21 protein-coding genes and 1 pseudogene are annotated in these 25703 nt (G+C 44.9%); 10 read left to right on the plus strand and 12 right to left on the minus strand.

What is annotated here, in order from left to right; genetic code table 11:
- Positions 1–241: 241 nt before the first annotated feature.
- Entirely contained in the window at positions 242–904 is a 663-nt protein-coding gene (locus tag QUA02_RS01255) for a glycerol-3-phosphate ABC transporter substrate-binding protein (protein ID WP_333024657.1), read from the minus strand.
- A gap of 217 nt (positions 905–1121) precedes the next feature.
- Here QUA02_RS01255 and QUA02_RS01260 point away from each other — a divergent pair, with 217 nt between their 5' ends.
- Entirely contained in the window at positions 1122–1796 is a 675-nt protein-coding gene (locus tag QUA02_RS01260) for an acetoacetate decarboxylase family protein (RefSeq protein ID WP_333024660.1), read from the plus strand.
- A gap of 225 nt (positions 1797–2021) precedes the next feature.
- Here the strand turns inward: QUA02_RS01260 and QUA02_RS01265 are convergent, their stop codons facing one another.
- A complete protein-coding gene (locus tag QUA02_RS01265) occupies positions 2022–2501 on the minus strand; it encodes an orange carotenoid protein N-terminal domain-containing protein (RefSeq protein ID WP_333024661.1) in 480 nt (159 codons plus the stop codon).
- 284 nt (positions 2502–2785) lie between these two features.
- Here QUA02_RS01265 and QUA02_RS01270 point away from each other — a divergent pair, with 284 nt between their 5' ends.
- Complete coding sequence (locus tag QUA02_RS01270; RefSeq protein ID WP_333024663.1) at positions 2786–3379, plus strand: Uma2 family endonuclease; 594 nt, start codon at positions 2786–2788, stop codon at positions 3377–3379.
- Between the two features lie 215 nt (positions 3380–3594).
- Here QUA02_RS01270 and QUA02_RS01275 read toward each other — a convergent pair whose 3' ends face one another.
- Both QUA02_RS01275 and QUA02_RS01280 read right to left on the minus strand, forming a co-directional pair.
- Positions 3595–6726 (minus strand): MFS transporter, encoded by a 3132-nt coding sequence (locus QUA02_RS01275; protein ID WP_333024665.1) that lies wholly within the window; start codon positions 6724–6726, stop codon positions 3595–3597.
- A 506-nt stretch (positions 6727–7232) separates the two neighbouring features.
- On the minus strand, positions 7233–7538 hold the full coding sequence (locus QUA02_RS01280) for a hypothetical protein (RefSeq protein ID WP_333024667.1): 306 nt from the start codon (positions 7536–7538) through the stop codon (positions 7233–7235).
- 86 nt (positions 7539–7624) lie between these two features.
- On the opposite strand from QUA02_RS01280, the gene proS reads away from it, so the two are divergent.
- Complete coding sequence (gene proS / locus QUA02_RS01285) at positions 7625–9430, plus strand: proline--tRNA ligase (protein ID WP_333024669.1); 1806 nt, start codon at positions 7625–7627, stop codon at positions 9428–9430.
- 93 nt (positions 9431–9523) lie between these two features.
- Positions 9524–10138, plus strand: a pseudogene (locus QUA02_RS01290) (PAS domain-containing protein); the annotation flags it as partial.
- A 539-nt stretch (positions 10139–10677) separates the two neighbouring features.
- Here the strand turns inward: QUA02_RS01290 and rpmB are convergent.
- The 5 genes from rpmB to rppA all read right to left on the minus strand — a co-directional run bounded on the left by rpmB (position 10678) and on the right by rppA (position 15924).
- Complete coding sequence (rpmB, locus tag QUA02_RS01300; protein ID WP_332978372.1) at positions 10678–10914, minus strand: 50S ribosomal protein L28; 237 nt, start codon at positions 10912–10914, stop codon at positions 10678–10680.
- A gap of 202 nt (positions 10915–11116) precedes the next feature.
- Complete coding sequence (gene htpG, locus QUA02_RS01305; protein ID WP_333024670.1) at positions 11117–13105, minus strand: molecular chaperone HtpG; 1989 nt, start codon at positions 13103–13105, stop codon at positions 11117–11119.
- A 251-nt stretch (positions 13106–13356) separates the two neighbouring features.
- A complete protein-coding gene (gene rppB / locus QUA02_RS01310; RefSeq protein ID WP_333024671.1) occupies positions 13357–14688 on the minus strand; it encodes a two-component system sensor histidine kinase RppB in 1332 nt (443 codons plus the stop codon).
- Positions 14689–14973: 285 nt separating this feature from the next.
- A complete protein-coding gene (locus QUA02_RS01315) occupies positions 14974–15153 on the minus strand; it encodes a hypothetical protein (RefSeq protein WP_333024673.1) in 180 nt (59 codons plus the stop codon).
- Between the two features lie 81 nt (positions 15154–15234).
- A complete protein-coding gene (rppA, locus tag QUA02_RS01320; RefSeq protein WP_333024675.1) occupies positions 15235–15924 on the minus strand; it encodes a two-component system response regulator RppA in 690 nt (229 codons plus the stop codon).
- A gap of 208 nt (positions 15925–16132) precedes the next feature.
- On the opposite strand from rppA, the gene QUA02_RS01325 reads away from it, so the two are divergent.
- The 3 genes from QUA02_RS01325 (at position 16133) to QUA02_RS01335 (ending at position 19377) form a co-directional block, all read left to right on the plus strand.
- The gene (locus tag QUA02_RS01325; protein ID WP_333024676.1) at positions 16133–17137 is read left to right on the plus strand and encodes a multicopper oxidase domain-containing protein; all 1005 of its coding nucleotides are present in this window, start codon (positions 16133–16135) and stop codon (positions 17135–17137) included.
- A 164-nt stretch (positions 17138–17301) separates the two neighbouring features.
- Positions 17302–18345 carry a 4-helix bundle domain-containing protein gene (locus QUA02_RS01330; protein WP_333024679.1) on the plus strand — a complete coding sequence of 348 codons (1044 nt, stop codon included), beginning with the start codon at positions 17302–17304 and terminating at the stop codon, positions 18343–18345.
- 87 nt (positions 18346–18432) lie between these two features.
- Positions 18433–19377, plus strand: a complete 945-nt coding sequence (locus QUA02_RS01335) for an FTR1 family iron permease (protein WP_333024681.1) — start codon at positions 18433–18435, stop codon at positions 19375–19377.
- A gap of 174 nt (positions 19378–19551) precedes the next feature.
- On the opposite strand, the gene QUA02_RS01340 is transcribed toward QUA02_RS01335, so the two are convergent.
- The 3 genes from QUA02_RS01340 to QUA02_RS01350 form a co-directional block, all read right to left on the minus strand.
- Positions 19552–20022, minus strand: coding sequence for a DUF2808 domain-containing protein (locus QUA02_RS01340; protein WP_333024682.1), 471 nt, complete (start codon positions 20020–20022; stop codon positions 19552–19554).
- A 229-nt stretch (positions 20023–20251) separates the two neighbouring features.
- On the minus strand, positions 20252–20731 hold the full coding sequence (locus tag QUA02_RS01345) for a hypothetical protein (RefSeq protein WP_333024683.1): 480 nt from the start codon (positions 20729–20731) through the stop codon (positions 20252–20254).
- Positions 20732–20770: 39 nt separating this feature from the next.
- A complete protein-coding gene (locus tag QUA02_RS01350; RefSeq protein WP_333024685.1) occupies positions 20771–23917 on the minus strand; it encodes an efflux RND transporter permease subunit in 3147 nt (1048 codons plus the stop codon).
- Between the two features lie 203 nt (positions 23918–24120).
- Between QUA02_RS01350 and QUA02_RS01355 the strand changes: the two genes are divergently transcribed.
- From QUA02_RS01355 to QUA02_RS01365, 3 genes are read left to right on the plus strand one after another with little or no spacing between them, the layout of a single operon-like run.
- A complete protein-coding gene (locus tag QUA02_RS01355) occupies positions 24121–24858 on the plus strand; it encodes a TIGR04255 family protein (protein ID WP_333024687.1) in 738 nt (245 codons plus the stop codon).
- Complete coding sequence (locus QUA02_RS01360) at positions 24858–25151, plus strand: hypothetical protein (protein ID WP_333024689.1); 294 nt, start codon at positions 24858–24860, stop codon at positions 25149–25151. The genes QUA02_RS01355 and QUA02_RS01360 overlap by 1 nt, the downstream gene beginning before the upstream one ends.
- A complete protein-coding gene (locus QUA02_RS01365) occupies positions 25148–25684 on the plus strand; it encodes a hypothetical protein (RefSeq protein WP_333024691.1) in 537 nt (178 codons plus the stop codon). Before QUA02_RS01360 ends, QUA02_RS01365 begins: the two co-directional genes overlap by 4 nt.
- Positions 25685–25703: the final 19 nt, after the last annotated feature.

Raw genomic sequence — 25703 nt, forward strand, 5'->3', positions numbered from 1 at the left:
ATCGCAATTATCAAAAAAAACAGTTGGTAGTCTCGACTTTAGTTTTTTCTTCTGAGTTTTAGGAGGTATGTAAAAAGTGGTTTGAGGTGCTACTTATAGCGGTAAGGTGCGAAGTGCAAACCTGCAATACAGAAAATTCCACGTTTATTAAGTACACCCGCCTATCGCTCCCCGTAGGGACACGGCACTGCCGTGTCCCTACCTCTGCTATGTACTTTTTATCATCCTTTAGCAATCTTGCCTAATGAGTGCAGTGAGTGCAGTGAGTACAGTGAGAGCACATCGCTCCTATCTCAAACCCTTCAGCATTGGGAAACTGCCATAGAGTTTGCGTTAAAGTCGCGCGGTCAACATCCTGTCGGGGAACTGAGGAAAGAGTCAAAACGCGGGCTTCATCGTCTGTGCTTTCTACCAAAATTTCGCCCTCAGCAACTTTAATTGCATCTCGGTGCAAAATGCTGATGCCGAACATATCAGTCATCCCCAATTCTGACAGTTTACCTGCAATTTCATTGAGAAATTCTGAGTTGTTGACAACTGCTTCTGACCGTTTAATTGCTGCCGACACAGCTTCACTAACGCGGACAAATTCTAATGGAAACCAAACCCAGTTGCCTGATGCTCGATCTTTTTCAACCTTCCACATATACGGAATAGCGTCGCCGTATTCTGCGGTCGGCTTGACATAAGCATTGTTGCCGTCAAACTCTTCAACCAACCTTTCGTTATCCGCCAGGTCAAAGTGTTTGTGAAGCAAGCAAATACCTACCTGCTTTTGCAAACCGTGACTGCGGATGATAGCACCCAGTTGTGTCATGTTGTCCTGGGCTTGCTGTAGGAGGTCTCTAGCCGTGAAAAAATGCTCTAAACTATCGAAAACATCTGGTTTGTAAGATGTCAGCATACAGGCTTAGGTTTCCTTCTAAATATTCACTAGATAGACCATATTTAACTTTCTCTCGAATGTCAACTGTTTGCCTGCCATCAACACATTAATCTTTTTTATATGTAAATTTTATAAGTAAAATTACTAAAAGTTCATGAAGAAATACAAAAAATTGTTGCTCTTTGAGGCGCTAAGCTAAAATAAATATAAAATATCCCACATTAAATCACTGAAAATGGTATATCCACCTGCACCTTGGAATCTGCAAGGTTATGCTGTTCAGACTTTGCAATTGGTAGATGTGGCACGAGTGCGCCCCTTGGTTCCCTCTGAGTTAAAAATTGTCTCTTTATTGCCGGGGAAAACCCTAGGCGGCATTTATATATCCTCCTACGGGTTGGGTTCAGTGATGGAGTACAATGAGTTAATTGTAGTTAGCGCGATCGCCAATTATGCAGGAAAATGGGGCGCTTGGATTTCCCATATTTACGTAGACAATCCTAACTCTGTAGCAGGCGGGCGCGAGATTTGGGGACTTCCTAAAGAATTAGCTCAATTTAGTTGGGAAGGCAGCGATTCGATCGAAGCAGCACCGCTAGGCTACAGCGTCACAGTTCGCCAAGAAAACCGTCAACTGTGCCGTCTCAATTACAGCCAGCAAAGTTTAGCTTTACCGCTGCCTTTTAGCGGGAATGTTTTCAGCGCTGACCGCAGCAATTTGCTGTTGTTTAAAGGAGGATTACAGTCTCGCATCGGTTTGATTAAAGGCGAATTAGAAGTGGCAGAAGAAAGTCCTTTTGCCACTTTAAACTTAGGTCAGCCCTTGCTAACAGTTGCCTGCGAAGATATGCGTTTAACAGTCGGTGCGCCGGAAGTTGTGGGAAACAGATCCGCTGAATTCAGTTATTAGCTGTAAAGTCTGGATCTTCGCCGTAAACCTACAAAAACAGAACAGCCAGAAACCCGGTTTCTTGAAGAAGCCGGGTTTCGCGCGCGGCGTATTAGTTTGAGCTACTTACTAATCTTTTTAGGGACTTACGCATCAAACGGCTAAAAACCCGGTTTCTTCCTAGATGCCTCGTTGCCGCACCCAATATTCTCCTAGAAACCGGGTTTTTTTTCGTAAGTCCTATTTTTAAATGCCAGCCCCCGGAGCGGCTTCAGCACCCATTTCTAAAACTGTACCGCGAAGGAAATCAATTTGCTGCTGAAAGTCCATGCCCTGAACCTTTCCTAATAAAGCTTTTCCTGCTTCGGGAAGTTCATAGTCTGGAGGCACGGGAATAATAGTTCCTTCGTCCATTCCGACTGCTAGAAAATACCAAAAAGCCAGCTTTGTTTCCGGGCTCATGGAGCCGTACATCCGGCTGATTTCGGTATTGGCTTTTGAGGCAATGTCCCGCATTACTTGTAGTTGTTCTTGGTGGGGCAGAGGCTTGACTTGCTCGAACAAACCCTGAGCGATTTCGGAACCGGAAGCACCGGGAGCCGCTGGCGTTATTGACTTGCCCATTTCGGTGTAAACAAACCACAGCACACCTAATTGGTCGTCTACACTCAAGCTCTGAATATCTGCTTTTCCTTGGTCGTAAGCACCGGCAGTAGTAAATGTCATTCAAGCCTCCAAAATAATATCTATTGCTCAGTTTTCTTATTTAGAAAACTTCTTTTTGCTACTTAGTTAAAGTACCTAATAAATAGTGATGCTAGAATCTTGCTTAAGGCAGATATGATCCCCAACATAAGTTCGTGGAGTAAATTCACCAAAATTGGGAAAATTTGCAACCAAAGGATGAGGCAAATTTGACAAGATTGTTGTGAGCTGTGCTCCACATTAGCATTGTTTAGCCGATCGACGATCGCGTATAATCGCAACAGACCTGTATTGAGGTGGCTGGTATGCCGATCGCAACTGCAAAACGCTTCACCATAGCGGAATATCACCGCCTGACAGAACAGGGGTTCTTTGGTGAGGACGATCGAGTTGAGTTGATCGAGGGAGAACTTGTCAACATCGCGGCTAAAAGTACGGCTCATTCTGTTTGCGAGACACGCTTGGAACGCGAGTTATTTAAGCTGCTGGGAGAAAGGGCGACACTGCGAGGGCAACAACCAATTATTCTGCCGGATGACAGCGAACCAGAACCCGATCGCGCGATCGTGCAAAATCGCCCTGATGACTATCTATCCTCTCACCCCACTCCAGCCGATATATTGTTACTGATTGAGATTGCGGATTCTTCTTTGAGTTACGACAAACAGGTCAAGTTGCCCCTTTATGCTGAAGCGGGTATTTCTGATTATTGGATATTTAACTTATTAGAAATTTGTTTGGAATGTTACAGCGAACCTTATCAGAATTCGCAAGGCAAATTTGGTTATCGCGTCAAGATAATTTTTATGCCTAACGAGACAGTTGCCCTCCCTAATTTTGGGGATTTGTCCCTAGATTTATCTAAAGTATTTCCTCCTAATTTTATCGGCGATAAATAATATCGTTTTCGGTGGCATCGGAATCATATATTTGGATAATGTCAGCGCTCACGTCGTCCTCGCTCGCGATCCAAACCGCGAGCGAGGACGACGTGAGCGCTGCATAATAATTCCAATGCCACCAAATCAACCGGACATGATATCAGTCAAAAAAAATAGGCTAGCTTTTGGCCAGCCTAGAATCAGGAGAACTTTATTTCAAACTCGTTGAAAATCTAGCTAAACAAACCCGAAATCCCGTTGACTGCTATTGCTCCAGCCAAAGCCGAAACAACCACAGAAGTTAGAGCCGTACCGAACAGCCACCAAGCAGCAGTTGCTGCCGCTTCGCGCGCGTCTTCTGCTTGCTGCTTGGTCTTGTTCTTGAGCTGTTTAATGCGTTTTTTGGCTTCATTTTGCAGGCGTTCCGATCGCAATAAAACGCTGTCCCGGGCTCCTTCCATTTGGTCAACAATTCGGTGAGCGTCAGTCTCGGAAATATCGGAACGAGAACTCAGCAGCGCAACTAAAGTACCGCGATCGAACTCACCTAAACGCTCCTTAATCGCGTCAAATCCGGCCTGCGGGTCGTCAAACACTTTGCGGAAGTCCCGCTTGATGCCTTCGTAGTTGAGCTCCGGTCGATCGAGCGAATTGAGGTAATCCCGAATTTTCGTGAAAATACCGTCGATTGCTGACTGAAACTTGTCCTGAACCATTTGAACTTGTTCGACAATTTGGTTGCGGACAGATTCAATTTGGTCGGCAATTTTGTTAGCTTCCTCTTCCGAGATGTCTTCCCGCTGCGACAGCAATGCTACCAAAGTCGATCGATCGAAGTGCTTCACGCGATCGCCCAAACTTTGCATCCCCGCTCCCGGTTCGTTAAACAGCAACTGCAAATCGCGTTTGATGCTTTCAGGATTGAGTTCTTCCTTGTCCGTATTCCGCAAGTAATTTTCCAAACTGCCTTGGAAATCTCGGACTGTTTTTTGAGCGCGAGAGGCCAAACGGCGGGGCGATTTCACGATGCTGCGAATCGAATCTTGCACGCGATCGATCGTCCGATTTATCTGTTCTTCGCTCAAATCTTCCCGCTGCGAGAGCAGCTTGACTAAAGTTTCGCGATCGACCTGAGAAAGTCTGTCCCGAAGTGCCAAAGCACCCTCTTTCGGATTTTCAAACAATTTAGTCAAATCCCGATTGATGCCTTCTGGATCGAGTTCTTCCAGGTTGGTATTCCGCAGGTACTCGCCAATTTTTGCAGTAACTTCCTCGTACTGCTCCTTAGCTTTATCTGCAACTATTTGCGGCGCGTGGATAATGTTGTCGCGCACGGATTCGATCCGGTCGATCGCCTGATTTATCTGTTCTTCGCTGAGGTCTTGGCGCTGTGACAGCAACTGCACCAGAGTATCGCGATCGAATTGAGACAAGCGTTCTCTCAGCGCTTTAAATCCGGCTTCCGGGTCGTTTAACAGCGTTTGAAACTCGCGCTCGATAGCTTCGGGGTTGAGTTCTTCCTTATTAGTATTGCGGAGATAGTCTTCCACCTTTTGCCGCACTTCCTGCGCTTTCGATTTCGCTTGCTCTTGCAATTCTTGAGCTTTAGAAATCACGCGATCGCGCGAACTTTCGAGCCGCCCGATTAACTGATCGGCTTCCTCTGGACTGAAATCTTCCCGCTGGCCGAGCAACTGTACCAAAGTATCGCGATCGAATTGAGACAGGCGATCGCGCAAAGCCTCAAAACCGGCATCCCGGTCTTCCAAAAGCGCTTGGAAATCCTTCTCGATACCTTCAGGATTCAATTCTTCCTTACCGGTCGATCGCAAATAATTCTCAATCCGGCTCCGCAAATCTTGAGACTGTTCCTCACCAGCAGCAGCTTGCACAATTTCCAACACTTCTTGGCGGACACCTTCAAGCTGTTGAGCAATTTCCTGTGCTTGTTCTGGAGCCAAGCCCTCGCGCCGGCCCAGAATCCCAACAAAATAATCGGGATTAAACAGCTCTAACTGGCGCAAAACTGCCCCAGGAGAAGCTTCCGGGTCGTAAATAACATCCCTAAATTCCTGCTTGATTGTCTCCCGGTTGAGATGCCAAGGTTGGGCATTCAGCAAGTAGTTTTCCACATCAGCCTTAGCTGTATTGAAAGGCAGCGCAGGCACTTTGTCGCCCACCTTAGAAGCCAAAGATTTAGCTTTTTGAGTCCCTTTTTCTGTCAGTTGCTGCAACTGGCCAGAGATTTTTTCAACATCCAAATCAGACAAATCCGTCCGCGACAAAACAGTTCCGACAAGAGCTTCCACACCCAACTGCATCGCTCGCTTCATGCCGCTGCTGGATTCCGATTTGTTTTCCCTACTTTCCAGAATTTGAGACAGCTTAGCGTTGAGTTCGTCAGACTTGAGCAAATCGGGAGCCGCAAATTTAAGAAAATCAACCAACTCTAAATTCGGGTCTTTCTGCTCTTGCTGCTTGCCGAAAGTTTGCTTCCAAACGCCTTCGAGTTGGTCGGAAACTTGATTTATTTCTTCCTTAGAAAAGTCAGTGCGGCTGCTAATTAAATCCACAAAAGTCTGGCGGTTAACATTCTTGAGAACGTCGCTTCCCGCAAGAGATTTGATATCTGCATCGCCCAGCAACTTTTCAAATTGACCGCGAATTTCCTTAACATCTAGCTTCGGCAACTGCAAAGAACCCACATAATCTTGCAGTGTTTCGCGAATGCTATCCGGGTCTACAGCCGAACTCAATTCGCGGCGGACAGCGGCAACAGATGCCTCTACAGTATTGACCATTTGGTCGCTGGCCATCTTGCCGCCGATCGCTGCACCGGCAGTACCCATGACGCCTTGAATGCCTGAAAAAGCAGTTTTTATCAAGGAACCGATCGTGGAACCGACGGCGCTAGAACCGAGCCACACAAGGGTTAAAAAGTACGCGGCCCAGATGACCACACCAATAATTGCCGCTCCATCTACGCTGGCAATTGAAGTTAGTTTGACTGCCAGAAAACAAGCCAAAAATAAAGCTAGGTTAACTGTGACTAAAATCCAACCTCCGACTAAACCTTCGATCTTGCGAACTTTAGTGCCTAAACTTTCGGACTCGCCATCATCGTCATCGTCGGGTAAAGCCTCGTCCCAATTTGAGATTTTGGCGGCGATAGAGAAATTTGTTAACAGGAATTGGAAGCCGAAAGCCATGATGACTCCGGCGATTAATGACACGAAAAACTGAGGGCTTAAAAACATCAGCCCTCCGATATCGGGGTGGTCAAATGGCACATCTATTTCTACTGGCATTTGGGCAATATTGAATTTGGGACTGTACAGCGACATTAATAACTCGCTTTCAAACATAAATTACCTCCTACAGTTTTATGCCTAACTCGGCATAGCGAAAAGTGTCCCCAACTTTTATTTAGGGGATTTTGTAATCTTTAGATGGTGGTTTGTTTGGGTCAGGCTTAATCTTACGGAAGCCCTTATTAGTGAAATTGGAATGAGTAGTAAATCAGTTCTCTAGTGATCTCATCCTTACTGCTTATTATGCCTGTGGAAGCTAAAAAATAAATCCGTCTAAAGTCAGAAATCAGTCTTTCTGGTACTGATAGCAGCCGAGTTCGCATAAAAGTGGCAAGTTTGAGGCGGGGGCGCCACCCATTATCAATAGTAGTAAAACGATCTTCGGCGCACCCTACATATCGTAGAGTGCGCTAGCGAGTTAGGATTCCGTTGGATTTTCAGGCTCAAAACGTGGTAGTAATTGCGATCGAGCTGCATAATCATTCGCGTGCGATCGAGGGTTTCTAAATCTAATTGCGGGCAATTCAACAAACATGATATCAGGTGCGCCGCAGCGTACCCTACGAATTTTTGCCGCAGCATTTACCCTCACAATTGCGAATGCTGCGAATGCAGCCATACTCCTCGAAACGTTGGCTGTGTTTGCGAACAGTAGAATATGCCAGCAAATATAAAGGAATTCCGATTAGTTTGTAAAGCAATCGACCACCAGCATGAACAACATCCCAAATTTCGCTCCAATTAGGTTGTTGAAAAAATTCTCCTATTTCATCTTTTAAGGCAACCCACTGAGATTGCACAGTAGGAGAGTGACAATTATCAAATGCTGCCATACCTTTTTGGTAGTTTTGTAAAATCTTATTCATAATATCTAATCAAATCTGGCTCAGTTCTGATAATATCAGAAGTTAATCTGAGATTACAATCATCCGGTATTTTAAGGAAACCAGCCATGCGACTCTCTCAAATGCTTTTCGTCACCCTGCGGGAAGACCCAGCAGAAGCAGAAATCCCCAGCCACAAACTATTACTCCGTGCGGGATACATCCGGCGCATCGGCAGCGGTATTTACGCTTATCTACCCTTAATGTGGCGTGTCCTCAAAAAAGTCTCCCAAATAGTGCGCGAAGAAATGGATGCTACCGGCGCTCAAGAATGCCTCTTGCCGCAACTGCAACCGGCCGATTTGTGGCGGGAATCGGGCCGCTGGGACACCTACACTCAAGCTGAAGGTATCATGTTTGCTCTCACAGACCGTCGCGACACAGAATTGGGATTGGGCCCAACTCACGAAGAAGTAATTACTACAATTGCTAAAGATATGATTCGTTCTTATCGGCAATTGCCTACACATTTGTATCAAATTCAAACTAAGTTTCGCGATGAAATTCGCCCCCGTTTTGGCTTGATGCGCGGTCGTGAATTCATTATGAAAGATGGCTATTCTTTCCACACAAATGAAGAAAGCCTGAAAAAAACTTATCAGGATATGGCTCAAGCTTACAGCAATATGCTGCGCCGCTCTGGCTTGCAATTCCGAGCAGTAGATGCTGATTCTGGCGCAATTGGTGGTTCTGGTTCTCAAGAGTTTATGGTGTTGGCTGAAGCGGGGGAAGATGAAGTTCTCTACACTGAAGATGGTCAGTATGCCGCTAATTTGGAAAAGGCTGTTTCAATACCTGCTGATACTGAAACCTCAACCTTTACAACTTTTGAAAAACGGGAAACGCCCGGAACGGAAACAATTGATAAACTCTGCAAATTTTTCAAATGTTCTCCTAATCAAGTTGTCAAAAATGTACTTTATCAAGCTGTTTATGACAGCGGAATTACAGTGCTGGCACTGGTCAGCATTCGCGGCGACCAAGATGTCAATCAGGTAAAATTGCTGAATGAATTAACCAAATTAGCTGGAAATTATCAAGCAAAAACAATCCTATTTCTGACAGTCCCCGATGCAGAAGCTCAGCAAAAATGGGCTGCCAAATCTTTACCTCTAGGTTATATGGCTCCCGATGTTGCTGATGATTACATTGCTGGGAGCAAGGAAGTAAATTCTAAGTTTTTGCGTTTAGTCGATCGCACCGCAGTTGAGCTCACAAACTTTGTAACTGGTTCCAATGAATCGGGATATCACGTTGTCGGGGCTAATTGGGGGAAAGAATTTCAACTACCAGAAACAGCAGTAGATGTCAGGAAAGCAAAAAAGGGCGATCGGGCTGTTCACAATCCCGAACAAACACTGCAAACCGCCAGAGGGATTGAAGTCGGTCACATCTTCCAACTAGGCACAAAATACTCCCAAGCAATGGGCGCCACCTACACCAGCGAACAAGGCGAAGAAATGCCGTTAATTATGGGTTGCTACGGCGTCGGCGTATCGCGGTTAGCCCAATCGGCCGTAGAACAATCCTACGACAAAGACGGGATTATTTGGCCGGTGGCGATCGCCCCCTATCACGCCATCATCAGCATCCCCAATATTTCCGACGCCCAACAAGTAGAAGTCGCCGAAAAACTCTACGCAGAACTCAATCAATCTGGCATTGAAACCCTGCTGGACGATCGCGATGAACGTGCAGGAGTTAAATTCAAAGATGCCGATTTAATTGGCATTCCCTATCGTATTGTTCCCGGCCGTTCCCTGAAAGTAGGCAAAGTCGAAGTCGTGGAAAGAGCCACTCGCAAATCACAAGAAATTCCCATTGATGAAGTCAATTCTACCTTAAAACTGTGGATTGAGGCCGCCATCCAATGAGATATTTTCATCTGGGTTAAGGTTCGCAGTAAGGACTTCAGTTTTTTCGTGTTAGAATTGAGAAAACTAAAGTTCTTACTACAAACGGTTATGATTACTTTTTTTAACGAGTTTGCCGAAAAATTCTTTGGCTACAATCTGGAAGAAATCCTCGGCCAAAATGCAGTAGAAACAATTATTCCCTTCAGTGACATCGAAGGAAATAACTTAGAATTGATGTATAAGAAGATTGTGCAAAACCCCGATAGATTTACCAGCTATGAAAATCAAAATATCCGGCCCAGCGGGGAACGGGTTTGGGTAGCTTGGGCAAATAAACCGCTGGTTGATGAGGCCGGAGAATTCACGGGAATACTCTGCATCGGCACAGACATTACAGAACGCAGACAAGCTACAATAGCGCTGCAAAAGCTGAATGAAGAGTTGGAAATTAGAGTCGAAGAACGGACAAATGCTTTGCAGCAAAGGGAAACACATCTACAGAAACAGAAGTCGGCATTAATTGAATTAGCTAAAAACAAAGCCCTGAATCAGGGAGATTTGAAAACAGCTTTGCGAGAAATCACTGAAACTGCTAGCCGTACTCTGGAAGTTGCCCGATCGAGCGTATGGCTGTACGATGAAACTCGATGGAAGGTTCAGTGCCTCGATTTGTTCGATCGCACTCTCAACCAGCATTCAGACGGGTTAGAATTAGCAGCAGCAGACTAAGCTGTCGCGCATTTAAATTGTATATTCAGGGCGGGCGGGACGCCCACCCCACAAGAGTTTGATTGTTTTTTAACATACAATTTAAATGCAGAACAGCTTACCCAGCTTATTTCCAAGCACGTTTTGCCAGAACAAATAGCCAACCGCCTCAAACGGGGAGACAGTACGATCGCAGATACTTTTGCTGATGTAACTGTTTTGTTTGCCGACATATGCAACTTATCAATCAAATATTGCAGAACAAGTATTTATTTGAAAGCCGCGGTTCGATCGAAGTTAAAGGCAAAGGCAAGATGAATACTTATTTATTACAATGTAGAAAGTGGATATAGAGCAAAGACTAAAGTCCTGACTGCGAACCTAAAAAACTGGTTTGCAGTCAGGACTTTAGTTTTTTCTTAGTTAATCGTAAGGTGCGTCAGAAATAAACTGTTCGATTCGCGTAAATATCTGGACTGACGCACCCTACACCTACTACGAACCTAAAAAACAGGTTTGTAGTAAGGACTTTAGTCCTTTCTTAGCCTATAAGTTTCTTACATCTTGTAAAGGTTAATTCCAGCTTCCTTAGCCATAATTTCCAAACCCTTGTGTTGCAAGGTTTTAATTGCCTTTGTAGAAAGGTGCAATTTTACCCAGCGTTTCTCCTGCGGCCACCAAATCCGCTTCCACTGCAAATTTGCTTCTTGCAACTTGTGAGTGCGGTGGTGCGAGTGAGAAACTGCAAAACCGTTATTCGCCTTCTTCCCCGTTAGCTGACATTTCCGTGACATATTGCCCTCCAGATTACCGTTTTTTGCGTGCAGCCTTTCATTATAGCTGAAGGAAGAAGGAAGAAGGAAGAAGGAAGAAGGAAGAGGGCTTGAGTTATTAGTCCAGGACGCAGAAACCGGGTTTTTTGGAAAAACCCGGTTTCTAAAACCCGGAAATCAACTCTGACTCCCCCCTTAGCAAGGGGGGGTTGGGGGGGGGTAATTACATTGCACGTTCAGTCAATTTTGTCAACACTTGATTCGATCGCTCGACAAACTCTTTCATCCCCTCAGCATCGAAACCCTTCTGAGCCATCAAAGCCAAATCGTAGACGTGGTGACAAATCATGCTCGCCAACTGAGCCGACGGAGACTCCCCGCCGCCTTGAATAATCGCACCCTGACTCAAACTAGCCAGATTTTGAATCAGCGGGTGAGACGTATTCACCAGCAAAACGTGTTCTTCGGGGAATTCGGCCGCTTGCTGCTGCAAAAGCGCCGTCATGTCGCGCATCCGGCGCAAAGCTTCCGGCAAAAGTACGATCGCAGGTGGCGTCGCCTCCGCAGAGTCAGACTTCAAAGCTTCTGTGCGAATGTTCACTTTCGGCTTATTGAGAGCTTTTTGGAACATTTCTTTAACTTGTTCGCTGCGAGTTTTATTCGTCGCCGGATCGACAATTTCCGCTTCTTTCTCTTTGTCAATTAGCGTGTCGTCGATGTCGGAATCTACCCGCGAGAATTTGACATCTGAGTATTCTCGTTCCAAGAAGCTGATAAAGTGCGTGTCGATGAAAGAATCCATAAACAGCACTTCTAAACCTTGGCTTTTGTGCATGGCGACGTAAGTTGCTTGAGACGCAGGTTCCGTACAGTAAAACACGCGATTTTCGTGACGTTTTTGATTGCGTTCCAAATACTCTTTCAGCGTCGTGTAAGGTTGCACTGAAGTAGAAGTTTCCGACTTCGGAGTGACATCTTGCCACAAATCTCCTTCCTCTGTTTGCACCTGAACTTCGGGCGTTACAGTTTCTGGCTTGTCGGCTGTTGGTTCGTAGGTGCTGCGGTAGATTAAAATATCTTCGACTTGCTTTTTGAACTTGTCATCGTTGAGAGTTCCAAACTTGACAAAAGTGCCGATATCTTGCCAGCAGCGGATGTATTCGTTGCGGTCGTCGCGGTAGAGTTCTTTCAGCCGATCGCCCACTTTTTTCGCAATATAATCAGCTATTCTCCGCACTGTGCGATTGCTTTGCAAAGAACTGCGAGAAACGTTCAGCGGAATGTCGGTACTGTCAATGACTCCCCGCAGCGGCATCAAGAATTTCGGGATAATTTCTTCGCAGTGGTCGCTGACAAAAACCTGATTGCAGAATAGCTTAATATTGCCTTGGGTAACATCGACATCCGGCCGCAGTTTGGGAAAGAAAAGAATCCCGTTGACAATAAAAGGATAATCTGTATTCAGGTGGACCCACAGCAGCGGCTCGTCTTGGAACGGGTAAAGGTAGCGGTACAGTTCTAAGTAATCTTCTTTTTGCAAATTGCTGGCTGATTCCCGCCAAATTGCCTTATGCTTGTTGAGTTCCTCTCCCTCAAATTTGATGGGAACCGGCATGAAATCGCAGTAAGTTTTAATTAACTGCTTAATCCGGCTGGGTTCTACATATTCTTGTTCTTCGTCTTGGAGAGTGAGAGTAATCGTAGTCCCGCGTTCGGTGCGGGTAGATTCTGATAGTTCAAAAGCGGGAGAACCGTCGCAAGACCAGTGTACTGCTTGGGAGCCTTCTTGGTAAGAAAGGGTGTCTATATCTACTTTCTGAGCGACCATGAAAGAAGAGTAGAAACCGAGACCGAAGTGACCGATAATTGCGTCGTCGCCGCTGCCTTGATATTTTTGAATAAATTCTTCGGCGCTGGAGAAAGCGACTTGATTGATGTATTTTTTTACTTCGTCGGCGGTCATGCCGATGCCGTTGTCGGTAATGGAGAGGGTTTTGTTTTCTTTGTCGATCGCAATGTTGATTTGCGGTTCGCCAATATCGCCGCTGTATTCGCCCGATCGGGAAACCATTTTGAGTTTGGCAATGGCATCGACAGCGTTGGAAATTAGTTCCCGCAAGAAGACTTCGTGGTCGGTGTATAGCGACTTCTTGATAATCGGGAAAATATTTTCGGTATGGATTGAGATTGTTCCCTGTTCTAAAACTGTCATAATTTTTCGCTAGGTATTTTTCAGGAGTCAGTAGTCAGCAGTCAGTAGTCAGCAGTCAGTTGTTATTAGTTATTAGTTATTAGTTATTAATTGTTAGTTGCTAAGTCCAACAAATAACAAATAACAACTGTCAACTGTCAACTGTCAACTGTCAACTGTCAACTGACTATTTAATGATTTTGGGCGATCGCGCTACTTTTTGCCAAAGGGATTACCCGAAATAACTGATTCGGTTTCCCTCACATGGTAACTCACAAAGGCAATCGCAGGAAGAATGTGCTGCCACAGCCCAATTCGCTGCGGGCGCTGAGGCTGCCGCGATGCGCGCGGGCTATGGTTTGGGCGATCGCCAATCCCAATCCCGATCCGCCGGTATTGCGCGATCGATCGCTGTTGACTCGGTAGAATCGATCGAATATTCGCGTTAAATCTGCCGCCGCTATCCCAATACCCGTATCTTGAACCTGAATTACCGCCTCCTGGTGACTGCAATCTAAAATAACTGTTACTTTTCCCCCAGCCGGAGTGTATTGAATGGCATTAACAATTAAATTAGCAACCAAACGGTAAAGTCGATCGGCATCCCCGACAACATTCAATTGCTGCTGTACGCGCATTTCGGATGTTAGCGCTACCTCTGAGGCGATCGCCACAACTGCCAATTCCTCGACTAAATCGCTAACCAGGTCATTCAAACAACAAAGCTGAGGGCGATCGGATCTCGCTTGAGAGTCCATCCGCGCCAACAGCAACAAATCAACCACTAACTGAGTCAATCGGCGGTTTTGGCGCTCTACAGTTCGCAAAATTTCCCGCGCCTCTTTTTCATTCAATTCAGGCATCAACAGCGCCGATTCTACTGTTGCTTGAGATGCCGCTAAAGGAGTCCGCAATTCGTGGGCAGCATCCGCTGTAAACTGTTGGATTTGTCGGTAAGAAGAATAAATCGGTTTCATTGCCAATCCAGCCAATAACCAACTAGCAAAACCTATCAAAATCAATGCTGTAGGCAATCCTAATTTTAAAACCAATTTCACTGTATTGAGATAATTATTGAAGTCTTGCAGGCTCCGGCCAACTTGAAAATATCCCCAATCTTGCTGTGTTTGGGTGTGTAGGGCTACAGAAATTTGGTGATAAACATTGCCTTTGGTGTCAGTTATTGTTTGCCAGTAATAGGAGTTAAATTCTGGTGGTAATTCTTCTGGATAAGCGCCTGCGGTCGCAATTAATTTCCCCGAATAATCAAATAAACGGATATAGTAATAGCTTTGGTTGATAGCGCTTAAAATATGGCGGTTTGGCAACTGTTCTTTAATGCCGTTAGCTCCAATTATGCGGAGGTTGGGCAAAAGTTCATTGACTATTGGTTCTAGGTGTCCGGGCTGCTGCAATTTGATTTCTAGGCTGTCGTGCAGCGTCCCCGCTACCGATTGTAATTCCCTGTCTATGGCTACCCAGTGAGCGTGGGCGATCGCCTTGTATACACCAAATCCCAACAAGCTTAAAATTAAACCCATTACAGCCGCGTAGGAAATCGCTAATTGCGATCGAGTCCGGTTAAATAGTTTATTTTGATTCATTTTTCATAACTTGGTTATGGGTAATTGGTAATTGGTAATTTTAACTGTGTCATTGTCAAGGAAAGTGGAGTGAAGAAATCGAATAATTTGGGTGTGAATGAGAGTTTTTTTAAACGAACCACATAAATTCACAGGCGGGACGCCTGTTCCACAAAGGACGCCTCTAAAATCTAAAATCTAAAATCTAAAATCTAAAATCTAAAATCTAAAATCGATTGACTGTCATGCCAAATCCTCATGTTTTAGGAATTCTGCATATTCGCTCATTCCGAGTTCCGCAAGTTGTCAGTCTTCTTCGGCAAATTCGCTGTATAATAGTGCAGCTAAGTTAGTTTCATCGATTGCTGGAAGAGTAGCTAATCTGGCACGGAATTTTAGGAAGGCAATAAATTCAAATACTTGTTTGAGTTGTTCTAGATCGAGCTTTTCTAACTTTTGTTGGATTAAATCTTTCATATCAGTCATTTTTCCGATCGAGTTTTCTATATTATAACCAGATACTGGAAACGAGATATAATTCCCCCGCCGTTCGTTGCCCCTACAGCTTTAATTTCTCATCCGGTATCCGACGCCGTGTACAGTTTCAATTAAGTTTGCGCCGCCAACTGATTCCAATTTGCGCCGCAGCAAGCGCACTTGAGCTGCTACCACATTGCTGAAGGTATCTGCACCTGCTTCCCATATCTGATTCCGAATTTGGTCGGTCGTGACAATTTGGTTGGGATGTTTCATGAAATATTCTAACAGTTGAAATTCTTTTTTTGTCAGCGAAATTATCTGGTTTTTGCCGTTTCGATCGAGATGGCAAACGGTTCGATTTCCGCAGTCAAGAACGAGATTTCCAACCTGTAGCTGCTGGGGCTGAATTTGGGGCGATCGCCTCTGCAACGCCCGCAACCTTGCTAACAGTTCCGCCATCCCGAACGGCTTGACTAAATAATCGTCAGCCCCGGCATCCAATCCCGCTACTTTATCTTCCATCCTGTCTTTTGCTGTCAGCATCAAAACTGGCAAAAAACTATTTTTTCCGCGCAACTTGTGCAGCAGTTCTACTCCAGACAATCCCGGCAGCAACCAGTCAAAAATAGCGAGGGTGTATTGCGTCCACTGGCTGTCTAAATATTCCCAAGCTTCATTGCCATCCTGCGCCCAATCAACTATATATTTTTCCTGTTTTAAGGTTCGCTCGATCGCTTTTCCTAAATCTGGCTCGTCTTCAACTAGCAAAACTCTCATAACACTAATTTACAGCGGTAAATCTCTATACATTGTTAGCCGCTGACAGCGCCAACCCCCCAACATATAAGCTGACACACTTAGATGAAATCAGCATGAAATTTTCTGAATTCCCAGAAAAAGATAGCAGTTGACAATAATTGACAACAAGCTGGTAATGTCTTATAATAAAATGCGACCAAATTTTTGAGAATAATTTTCAATAAGTATGACAGACCTATCCGATCGCCCCGCCATGAAAAAGGCGGGACACTGGACTCGCCGCCAACTCCTACAGTTAGGAATAGCTGGTGCTGGGGTAGCGGGCGGGGCGATCGCACTTCAAAACTTGACTCGCAAACCGACATCAGTCGCGAGAATACCGCCAATGCCCGCAGATGCACTCACCGTCAGCAATATCAACCCGATGCAAATTGCGCGGGATTTTGATTACGGCACGGTGACGCGCGAAAACGGGCGCACGGTTCGGGAATTTCGCCTGGAAGCTAATACTTCGATCGTCCAACTTAATAGCGCCGTCACTTTCAACACCTGGAACGTGAATAATCGCGTGCCGGGGCCGACATTAAGGGCAACAGAGGGCGATCGCATCCGCGTCATTTTTTATAACAAAGCCGGACATTCTCATTCGCTGCACTTTCACGGCGTTCATACCAGCGAAATGGATGGCGTTAAACCAGTGAAAAACGGTTCGGTATTTATTTATGAATTCGATGCCAATCCCTACGGAGTGCATCTATATCACTGCCATATTGCTCCTGTAACTCGCCATATCGGTAAAGGACTCTATGGTATGTTCATCATCGATCCGCCAAAACCCCGTCCTCCCGCCGATGAAATGGTGTTAATCATGGGGGGATATGACGTAAACGACGACGAAAAAAACGAACTTTACGCTTTTAACGGGTTGCCACATTATTACATGAACAACCCTATTTCTATTTATAAAAATCAGCTAATTCGGCTGTACGTTCTCAACATGATTGAGTACGAAGCAGCAGTAACTTTTCACCTGCACGCCAACTTTTTTGACGTATATCGCACGGGAATGACTTTGACTCCCAGTGAAAGAACCGATGTCATCACAATGGGAGTAGCTGAAAGACATATCTTAGAATTTACCTACGGCTACGCCGGAAAATATATGTTTCATCCCCATCAAGATGCGATCGCCGAAGCTGGCTGCATGGGGGTATTTGAAGTCATCGCTTAACCCGCATTGCGCTCCCAGAGTGCGGCGATTCTAGTTAAGAAAGTGTTAAATTATCTACCAAATTTTCTCACAAATAGGTAGAATTAGGAGCTCGCAAATAATTGAGAATATTTCTTAATAACTTGCGAATCCAACTGAACCTAACGTAAAAATCATCAACTGCCATGTTACCATCATTTCGTTTATTACCGACAGCCACTGCTACAGCCATCCTCGTTGCTCTGGCCGGTTGCGGTTCCACCCCCACCGCCAGCAACACCGGCAGCACCGCCTCACCGGGCGCCTCACCCGTCGCGACAGCTAGTCCCGCAGCAACAAGCGGTCACAGCGGGAATCACGGAGGAAAGCCCGGTATTAACATCAATACCGCCCTGCTTTCCGAGTTAGATAAACTCGAAGCCAAGTTAGGAGTACCGGCACTTTCTAACAAAATTCAAGCCAGCCGCCCTTACGGAAAAGTCGAAGAATTGGTTTCAAAAAATGTCATTACTCAAGCCCAATTCGACCAAGTTAAAGACATGGTGACTATTGAAGATGTTGTCCTCACAGGCGAAGCCAAAGATGTAGACTACATGACTAAAATGGGCTTGATGAAAGGGCATCTTTTGGTAGCCAAAGAACTTTTGGATCAAGGCAAACCAGACCAAGCCGAACCGCACATCGGTCACCCGGTAGAAGAAATTTACGCCGACGTGCAAGACCAGCTTCAAGAACGCAAAATTCCCGAATTTAAGACTACTTTAATTAAATTGCAGGATTTAGTTAAAGCGGGTGCAAAAGATCCGGCTCAAGTGAATGCAGAATTTACCACATCTATGCAAGCTGTAGATGGAGCAATTGCCGCTCTTCCCGAAGCGGAGCGCAAAGATCCGAAATTCGTGCTGCAAGTGATTAACGGCTTGCTAGATACAGCTAATTCCGAATACGGAGCGGCAGTTGCTAACGGCAAAATTTCCGCAATTATTGAATACCAAGATTCGCGGGGTTTCGTCATGTACGCGGAAATGCTGTACAAAGATATTGCGGCTCAAGTGGCTAAAACTAGCCCGGAAACCGACAAAGCAATTGTTGCCAACATGACTGAGCTTAAAACAAATTGGCCTACTGCGATCGCACCCCCCGCCCCCGTAAAAACCACCGAACAAGTCAGCCAGCTAATTAAAACGATCGAGAACGACAGCCAAAAAGTTCTCAAACCAGCCTCCTAAAAAATTAACTCTCATCAAGAGCGGTAATTGGTAAATAATCTGCCAATTACCTTGCTGATTAACCACTCTCATTCCCAGCATAAAAAAATGAATTTTGGCGAAGCATTGCCCACATTTGTAATCACTCTCCGCGAAGGAGTCGAAGCCGCATTAGTTGTCGGAATTGTTCTAGCTTGCCTCAAAAAATCAGGACAAAGTTATTTAAGTCCTTGGGTTTTCGGCGGTGTTGCCGTTGGACTTATCGCCAGCGCTTTGATAGGTGTACTTTTCGGCTGGACTATTCAAATTTTATCCACATCCAATCAGCCTTTTGCACCGATTATGGAGGCGCTGCTGGAGGCAACTTTTGGGCTTGTAGCGATCGCAATGCTGAGCTGGATGCTGATTTGGATGACCAAGCAAGCGCGATTTATGAAAGCCGAAGTCGAAGGCGCCGTGAGTGCCGCCTTAACCCAAAATTCTCATGCCGGCTGGGGCGTATTTAGCTTAGTTTTGATTGCCGTTTTACGCGAAGGATTTGAAACGGTTTTGTTTGTCATTGCCAAGTTTCAACAAGGGATTATTCCGGCACTTGGTGCTTTGGCTGGCCTTCTCTCAGCCGCCGGACTTGGCGTCCTGCTGTTTAAATGGGGAATCAAGATTAATATCCGCCTGTTTTTCAAATATATGGGCATTTTATTACTGTTTATTGTCGCGGGTTTAGTGGTATCAACTCTGGGACTTTTTGACACCGTATTCAATACTTTATCGCAAGCAAATCGCGAGTCAGCAGCACTGTGTTTCTATTACGAAAGATTTACTAAAATCCACTCTTGCATTCTCGGGCCGATGGTTTGGAACACCTCGCAGGTGCTGCCACAAGAACAATTTCCCGGTTTATTGTTGAGTGCGTTATTTGGATACACGGATAAGCTCTATGTCGTGCAGGCGCTTTCTTATTTCGTATTTTTAGGTACTGTCGGTGGCATCTACTTCCAAAGTCTGGCAGGTAGAGTTTTTTTCCCATTCAAAAAAACACAGGCAACCAAATAGGAAATAAAGTGCGCTCAAAATAGAGGCTGCATTTATCTAATCGAGTAGATATGTAAAAATATGCCCGATTAACATCAAGGATTTTTTTGAATTGCGAATGGTAGATTTTAAATTGCAAGTTGAACTAATTTATTCAAGTTTCTTGCAATTTAAAATTACCCCCATCGGCTACATTTAGTATGTTTGAATTAAAACTGTTCCGAGTGGTATTTCTGCGTTTATTCCCACCATTTTACCAGAGATAGCGTACATCCAACTCCGACTGTAACCAGGAGTGTGAATGCCCCGCATATCAATCGATATGGTGGTATCAGGAGAAACAGGTTGGGAGAAAACCACTGTCGCTTTGCGGTTATTAACAGAAACTTGAGACTCGATTTTTTGACCAGATTGATTTTTTACCTCAATTACGCTACGCATTTTCACATCCTCCGGCAAATCAATTGCAAGTGCCGAAAGAGCTTTTCCCTGAACGTGAACTTCAAAATGATGCGTAGCACCCTGAAAGCGAGCTTTATTGGGATGGGCGCCGCTGTGTACGAGGTGAGAAATATTAGCATTTTGCATTGCTCCTCCTGCAATAGTAGCAAGGGTATTAGACGCTAGAAAGAAGGTAAATGCAGCAGTGTAAATTAACTTTTTCATCGCGATTATTCCTGAAAACTTAACTAATGGTTTCTCTTATTTATTAGCTTGACTGTCAGGGATGAAATTAGTATGAAATTTTACTTATTTAAAATTAGTGTTTAGGATAATAAATTGCCGATAATCAAAGTTTAAATCAACCCGGTTCATCAAATAAACCGGGTTGATAGTGTTCTAGATAGTTGGCATAATGCACCCATAATTAAGACTGCATTAATCAATCAGCTATCTATTGATTGAAGGTAAAACGACCGTCAACTTTTTCTCCGTTAATATCCGCAGTCACTTTCACGGGATAACTTCCTGCATCTTTGCCGGGAAACACGACAGCGTAATGTTTGCCCTCAGCATCGTATTTGAAAGCTAGGGTTTGCTGCTTTCCATTCGCCAACTGCACTTGAGCCGTAACTTTGGCGTTAGGAACTGGTTCCTTTTTCTCCCCTTTTTGCACAAAAACATCTAAATGAGTTCCGGTAGCTTCTTTTTCAGGTACAAACTCTAAATAGTAAGCTCCAGACTTTACAACTTGCCCCCCTTGAGTTGCTGTTGCAGGAGCAGTGGCGGGAGCCGAAGACGCAGGTTGAGAGGCGACAGGAGGGGAGGCTGGAGTGTTATTTGGATCGCTTGCTTGGTCGCCTTTACTGCAAGCTCCCAAAAACAGCAATCCGACACTACCTAGAACAATTAAATTGGACTTGAGCGATTTCATTGGTTTGACTCCTTGCTGACTGACAATAAGTAGAAAATATCACACATTAACTACCTTGGCGTCTGCAACTGCAGCCTGATGTTGTTGAGGTCGTAAGAACTTACCAAATTGAGCATACAAAGCTGGCAAAACTAACAAAGTCAAGGCAGTAGAAGTAAATAATCCGCCTAAAACTACTACTGACAGCGGTTGCAAAATTTCTTTTCCGGGGCCGCCTTCTAAGACTAAAGGTGCTAAACCTAAAGCTGAAGTTGAAGCCGTCATCAAAATAGCATTGAGCCGTTCCATCGAGCCTTTAATAATTGCTTCCTTAAAAGGCATTCCTTCGGCAAATTTAGTGTTGTAGTTGTCTACTAATAGCAAGCCGTTGCGGGTGGCAACGCCAAATAATGTGACAAAGCCAACCAGGGAAGCTACAGAGATGATGCCGCCCGTCAAAGCTACCGCGATTACTCCTCCCACTAATCCGATCGGCAAATTAATCATAATCATAGCAGTCGAAGCGATCGACTTGACGGACAAGTACATCAATACTGTAATTACCAAAAAGGCGATCGCACTAAATACCATAATATTTTGCGAAGCTCTTTGCTCTGCTTCAAATTGACCGCCGTACTGGATAAAATAACCAAAAGGCAACTGCACCTCTCGTTTAACTTTAGCTTGAATTTCATTCACAACCGATCGCAAATCTCGACCTTTAGCATTAGCCGCCGCCACAATCAAGCGAGAAACATTCTCGCGGTTAATCGTATTTGGGCCCGTACCGTATTTAACAGTCGCAACTTGGGCGAGGGGAATCTTACCCCCCCTTTCATCCCCCCCTTTATAAGGGGGGGAAAGAGGGGGGGTATCAACCAACACATTCTGAATAGTTTCTAAGTTATTTCGGGCTTCCGGCTGCAACCACACAACTAAATCAAAAGTTTGCTGCACTTCCAAAACTTGAGACACAACTTTGCCGTTTAAAGCTGTCTCAATTATTTCCGAAAGTTCTCCGATTTTCAAACCGTATCTACCCGCAGCTTGGCGGTTAAACTTAATTTGAATCTGCTGCACCGGCACTTGCGGTTCCAGTTGCAAGTCTACAATTCCTTCAACTGTTTTCATTTGCGCTTCTACTTGAGCGCCGATGGTGCGAAGCTGATTCAAATCCGGGCCAAAGATTTTGACAGCAATCTGACTCCTGACACCGGATAAAACCTCATCCATCCTGTGAGAAATAAAACCGCCAATATTGGGTGCAACTCCTGGTAATTTACCAAATTCCTGCCGCAGCGATTCCAAAGTTTTCGGCCGATTTTTCATGCCCTCCTCGCTCAAACCGATATCGATGTGAGCTAAATTGACACCCGCAGCATCAGCATCACCCGGAGCTCTGCCCGATCGCACTTGCACGTATTCAAACCTGCTATCATTCTTAAGTGCATCTTCAATAGCAAAAGCTGCGCTATTCGTCGTTTCCAAAGACACCCCCGGATAAAGCATAATAGTATTCACCAAAGTTTGCTCCTGAAACTCCGGCAAAAACACCCGTCCAAAAGATGGCAAAATAATTAATGCCGCCACTATACTAGCAGCAGCTAAAGCTAAAATAATCGCCGAATAGCGCATTGACAACTGTATAAAAAAATGATATATTTTTTTGCACAATCTCGGCAGCCAAGGTTCTCGATCGCTCATGCGTTTGTTAGGCAACAAGATAGCGCAAAGGGCCGGAGATATTAACAGCGATTCCAGACTAGAAATCACCACAACTACCAAATAAGTAATCCCCATCGGCGTAAAAATTCGACCTTCTACACCGGGCAGAGTAAAAATTGGCGAAAACACAACAATGCCAATTACCGTGGCTCCAATTAAAGAATCGCGCACCTCCTGACTGCCATCAAAAATCACATCCATCACCGGGCGCGGGTGAAGAGATGATGTATTTTCTCTCAAGTTGCGGTAGGTGTTTTCAGCATAGACAATAGCATCGTCGATCGCAGTTCCGATCGCCACCGACAACCCCCCCAAAGTCATCGTATTCAGCCCCAGCCCCAGCCAATTCATCGCCAGCAGCCCGAACAGCCAAGTTAGGAAGAAATCGAGCAAAACTACCGTCAGAGTCCGCCAATTCATCAAAAACGGGATCAGGATAACGGTGACGATGATGCTGCCTTCAACTAAAGCCGATCGCACATTCTCCACCGAGGAATTGATATATTCTTCCTGTCGAAAAGTCACAGTAACTTTAATATCTTTCGGCAGAGCTTGCTGCACCTCAGCCATTGCCGCCTCAACGGCTTTAGTTACCGTCGGAGTATCAGCAACCGGCTGTCTGTTTACCATCACAATCACAGCTTTTTTGCCGTTAAAACTGCCATCGCCCCGCTTGATAGCAGCACCGATTTTGACATCAGCTACATCACTAATTCTGACGACTGTTCCTTGCCGAGAGGCGATCGCAGATTGCTGCAAATCTGCCACAGATTCAATCCGCCCCACACCACGAATCAAAGTTTCTTTATCCGGCGTAATTAAATAGCCACCGGGCGCGTTGACATTCGCAGCCGCCGCAGCTTCGGCAACTTGCTGCAAAGATACATTAAATGCTTTCAGTTTTGCAGGTTTTACTAATATTTGATACTGCCTTTGTTCGCCGCCGTAAGCCACCACTTGAGCAACGCCAGTCACTGCCAAAAGGCGATTTGTGACTTGCCAATCAACAAGACGCCGCACTTCCATCAGCGAAGTAGTTTCTGATGTAAAAGCATAGGTAATAACAGTGCCGACAGGTGAAGTTGTCGGAGAAATTTGCGGTGCTTCTACTCCTGCGGGGAGTTTACTTTGAGCTTGCTGCAACCTTTCTGTGATTAACTGGCGGGCTTGATAGATTTCGGTTCCCCAATCAAAGATCACTTTAACAGCAGAAACACCCACAGCAGAAGATGAACGCACTGCTGTCACCCCAGGAGTTCCATTGATCGCACTCTCGATCGGCAATGTTACCAAAGACTCGATTTCTTCAGGTGCTAAACCCGGTGCTTCCGTCTGAATTTCCACTTGCGGCGGTGCAAAAGGCGGGAAAACATCGAGCGGCATTTTTGGGATAATATACAATGTCCACAGACTAACAATAATGGTGGCGAGAACGACTAGCCAGCGACGGTTGATTACCCATCTGAGAATTGTGCTGAACATTTGATATTATAGAGGCGATGATTAGCAGCTACCGTTTGGAGATCGACGTTAAATAGCCATTCAATTTAGATTGACACCCCAAAATGAAATTAGGATGAAATATTTTAACTTCCCACCTTGATTAATAAGTCATCTAAAATCTCACATCTCAAATGATATAACCTATGTTGCTATTTTTGACAATGCAGCTTACAATAGTTATTATGCAAGCACCAAAACACTACTCGCACGCCCCAATCACCGAAGCCTTGATTGATATACAAGTTAAACTTCCACCAGAAGTTAAACCTGACAATTTGGCGCAGGTGTACTCCAGCATTCAGGCTGAGTATCCTCAGCGTGAAGAGGTGTTACTTTTTCAGGGACAAATGATGGCAGGTGCTAGTGTTGGGGCAACAGCCAGCCAATCTCCAATTGGCTATATAGCCTCCCGCGGCGACCAAAAACAAATTCTTCAACTGCGTTTAAATGCTTTCGCATTCAGTCGGCTTGCCCCTTACGACTGTTGGGAAAATTTTCGGGATGAAGCAAAGCGACTGTGGAATATCTATCAGTCGGTGACACATCCAGAAGCAATTGTTCGTTTAGCACTCAGGTATATTAACAGGCTAGATATTCCTTTACCGATTGGCGATCTCAAAGAGTATTTGAGGACATTTCCGGAAGTTTCCCCTGACTTGCCACAAGGATTAAGTGGCTACTTTATGCAGCTACAAATTCCGCAAGAAAACTTGGGAACAATGCTGGTTATTAACCAAGCAATAGTTCCACCTCCCACACCTGATTTTGTTTCTATAATATTGGATTTAGACTTATTTTTGGAAGGGTATATTCCTCATGATGAAATAGGGCTTTGGCACATTTTAGAACAAATGCACGAACAAAAAAACATAGCTTTTGAAGCTTGCATTACAGAACGCATAAGGGAGTCGATTAACTGATGGCTACAATTACCCCCCTACGTCCTAATGGCGTTTCACCATCACCAAAATTGCTGGTGTTAGAGCCAAAACCCACAGCTCAATTACAAAGTCCTGAAGGCCGAAAACTTGCAGCACTAGCTGATGAAGTGTTGCGGAATTTAACAGTTGTAAAACACTACTTACAAGCTCTAGAAAGCATTGGCGAAATAGACTGGCATCCAGTACCGCCAAAGCGTTCGGAACGAGTAATCATGCGCGCTCAGTTCAAAGGGCGTAAAAAACCTCTGCCGTATATTTTCGATGAAGAATGATCGTAGAACCTTTCTGGCAGCAGGTAAATGAATCAACACTCAGGCAAGGTGATTACCTGCCTGGGTGTATCGTACCAATACCAGTATTTGACCCAACAAATTTTGGCAAAAACAGTGAAATTCAAGACGTACAAATAGAAGTTAATGAACTCGATTTAATTGTTCTCACCCAAAGCTGCGATCTGGATAATAAAAAAGTAGCTCAGGTAGTGCTCTGTGCAATTTACCATATTTCAGAATTTGAGGAAAATAACGAAGCATTTAAGAAAAAAGGAAAATGGAATGAAGTTTTAAGAGGGAGAACAGAAGGTTTGCACCTGCTGGCATCACCAACGAACCCAGATAATAACAAAGAATCACTGGTTGTAAATTTTAGAGAGATCCAAACCTTGCCTTACGAATATGTGTTGAAACAGGCTAGTAATTTAAACGATCGCTGGCGGTTAAAATCTCCTTACCTAGAACACCTTTCTCAGGCATTTGCACGTTTATTTATGCGAGTTGGTTTACCATCTTCTATTCCGCCTTTTTAAGTCATTTCATGTAGTTATA

This window comes from Microcoleus pseudofavosus SVA1_A4, assembly GCF_036700565.1.
Taxonomy (GTDB): domain Bacteria; phylum Cyanobacteriota; class Cyanobacteriia; order Cyanobacteriales; family Microcoleaceae; genus Microcoleus.

Excerpts from the sequence above, each read along its gene's own strand:
- QUA02_RS01255 (WP_333024657.1), bottom strand. The coding sequence starts at position 904 with ATGCTGACATCTTACAAACCAGATGTTTTCGATAGTTTAGAGCATTTT.
- QUA02_RS01260 (WP_333024660.1), top strand. The coding sequence starts at position 1,122 with ATGGTATATCCACCTGCACCTTGGAATCTGCAAGGTTATGCTGTTCAG.
- QUA02_RS01265 (WP_333024661.1), bottom strand. The coding sequence starts at position 2,501 with ATGACATTTACTACTGCCGGTGCTTACGACCAAGGAAAAGCAGATATT.
- QUA02_RS01270 (WP_333024663.1), top strand. The coding sequence starts at position 2,786 with ATGCCGATCGCAACTGCAAAACGCTTCACCATAGCGGAATATCACCGC.
- QUA02_RS01275 (WP_333024665.1), bottom strand. The coding sequence starts at position 6,726 with ATGTTTGAAAGCGAGTTATTAATGTCGCTGTACAGTCCCAAATTCAAT.
- QUA02_RS01280 (WP_333024667.1), bottom strand. The coding sequence starts at position 7,538 with ATGAATAAGATTTTACAAAACTACCAAAAAGGTATGGCAGCATTTGAT.
- proS (WP_333024669.1), top strand. The coding sequence starts at position 7,625 with ATGCGACTCTCTCAAATGCTTTTCGTCACCCTGCGGGAAGACCCAGCA.
- rpmB (WP_332978372.1), bottom strand. The coding sequence starts at position 10,914 with ATGTCACGGAAATGTCAGCTAACGGGGAAGAAGGCGAATAACGGTTTT.
- htpG (WP_333024670.1), bottom strand. The coding sequence starts at position 13,105 with ATGACAGTTTTAGAACAGGGAACAATCTCAATCCATACCGAAAATATT.
- rppB (WP_333024671.1), bottom strand. The coding sequence starts at position 14,688 with ATGAATCAAAATAAACTATTTAACCGGACTCGATCGCAATTAGCGATT.
- QUA02_RS01315 (WP_333024673.1), bottom strand. The coding sequence starts at position 15,153 with ATGACTGATATGAAAGATTTAATCCAACAAAAGTTAGAAAAGCTCGAT.
- rppA (WP_333024675.1), bottom strand. The coding sequence starts at position 15,924 with ATGAGAGTTTTGCTAGTTGAAGACGAGCCAGATTTAGGAAAAGCGATC.
- QUA02_RS01325 (WP_333024676.1), top strand. The coding sequence starts at position 16,133 with ATGACAGACCTATCCGATCGCCCCGCCATGAAAAAGGCGGGACACTGG.
- QUA02_RS01330 (WP_333024679.1), top strand. The coding sequence starts at position 17,302 with ATGTTACCATCATTTCGTTTATTACCGACAGCCACTGCTACAGCCATC.
- QUA02_RS01335 (WP_333024681.1), top strand. The coding sequence starts at position 18,433 with ATGAATTTTGGCGAAGCATTGCCCACATTTGTAATCACTCTCCGCGAA.
- QUA02_RS01340 (WP_333024682.1), bottom strand. The coding sequence starts at position 20,022 with ATGAAAAAGTTAATTTACACTGCTGCATTTACCTTCTTTCTAGCGTCT.
- QUA02_RS01345 (WP_333024683.1), bottom strand. The coding sequence starts at position 20,731 with ATGAAATCGCTCAAGTCCAATTTAATTGTTCTAGGTAGTGTCGGATTG.
- QUA02_RS01350 (WP_333024685.1), bottom strand. The coding sequence starts at position 23,917 with ATGTTCAGCACAATTCTCAGATGGGTAATCAACCGTCGCTGGCTAGTC.
- QUA02_RS01355 (WP_333024687.1), top strand. The coding sequence starts at position 24,121 with ATGCAAGCACCAAAACACTACTCGCACGCCCCAATCACCGAAGCCTTG.
- QUA02_RS01360 (WP_333024689.1), top strand. The coding sequence starts at position 24,858 with ATGGCTACAATTACCCCCCTACGTCCTAATGGCGTTTCACCATCACCA.
- QUA02_RS01365 (WP_333024691.1), top strand. The coding sequence starts at position 25,148 with ATGATCGTAGAACCTTTCTGGCAGCAGGTAAATGAATCAACACTCAGG.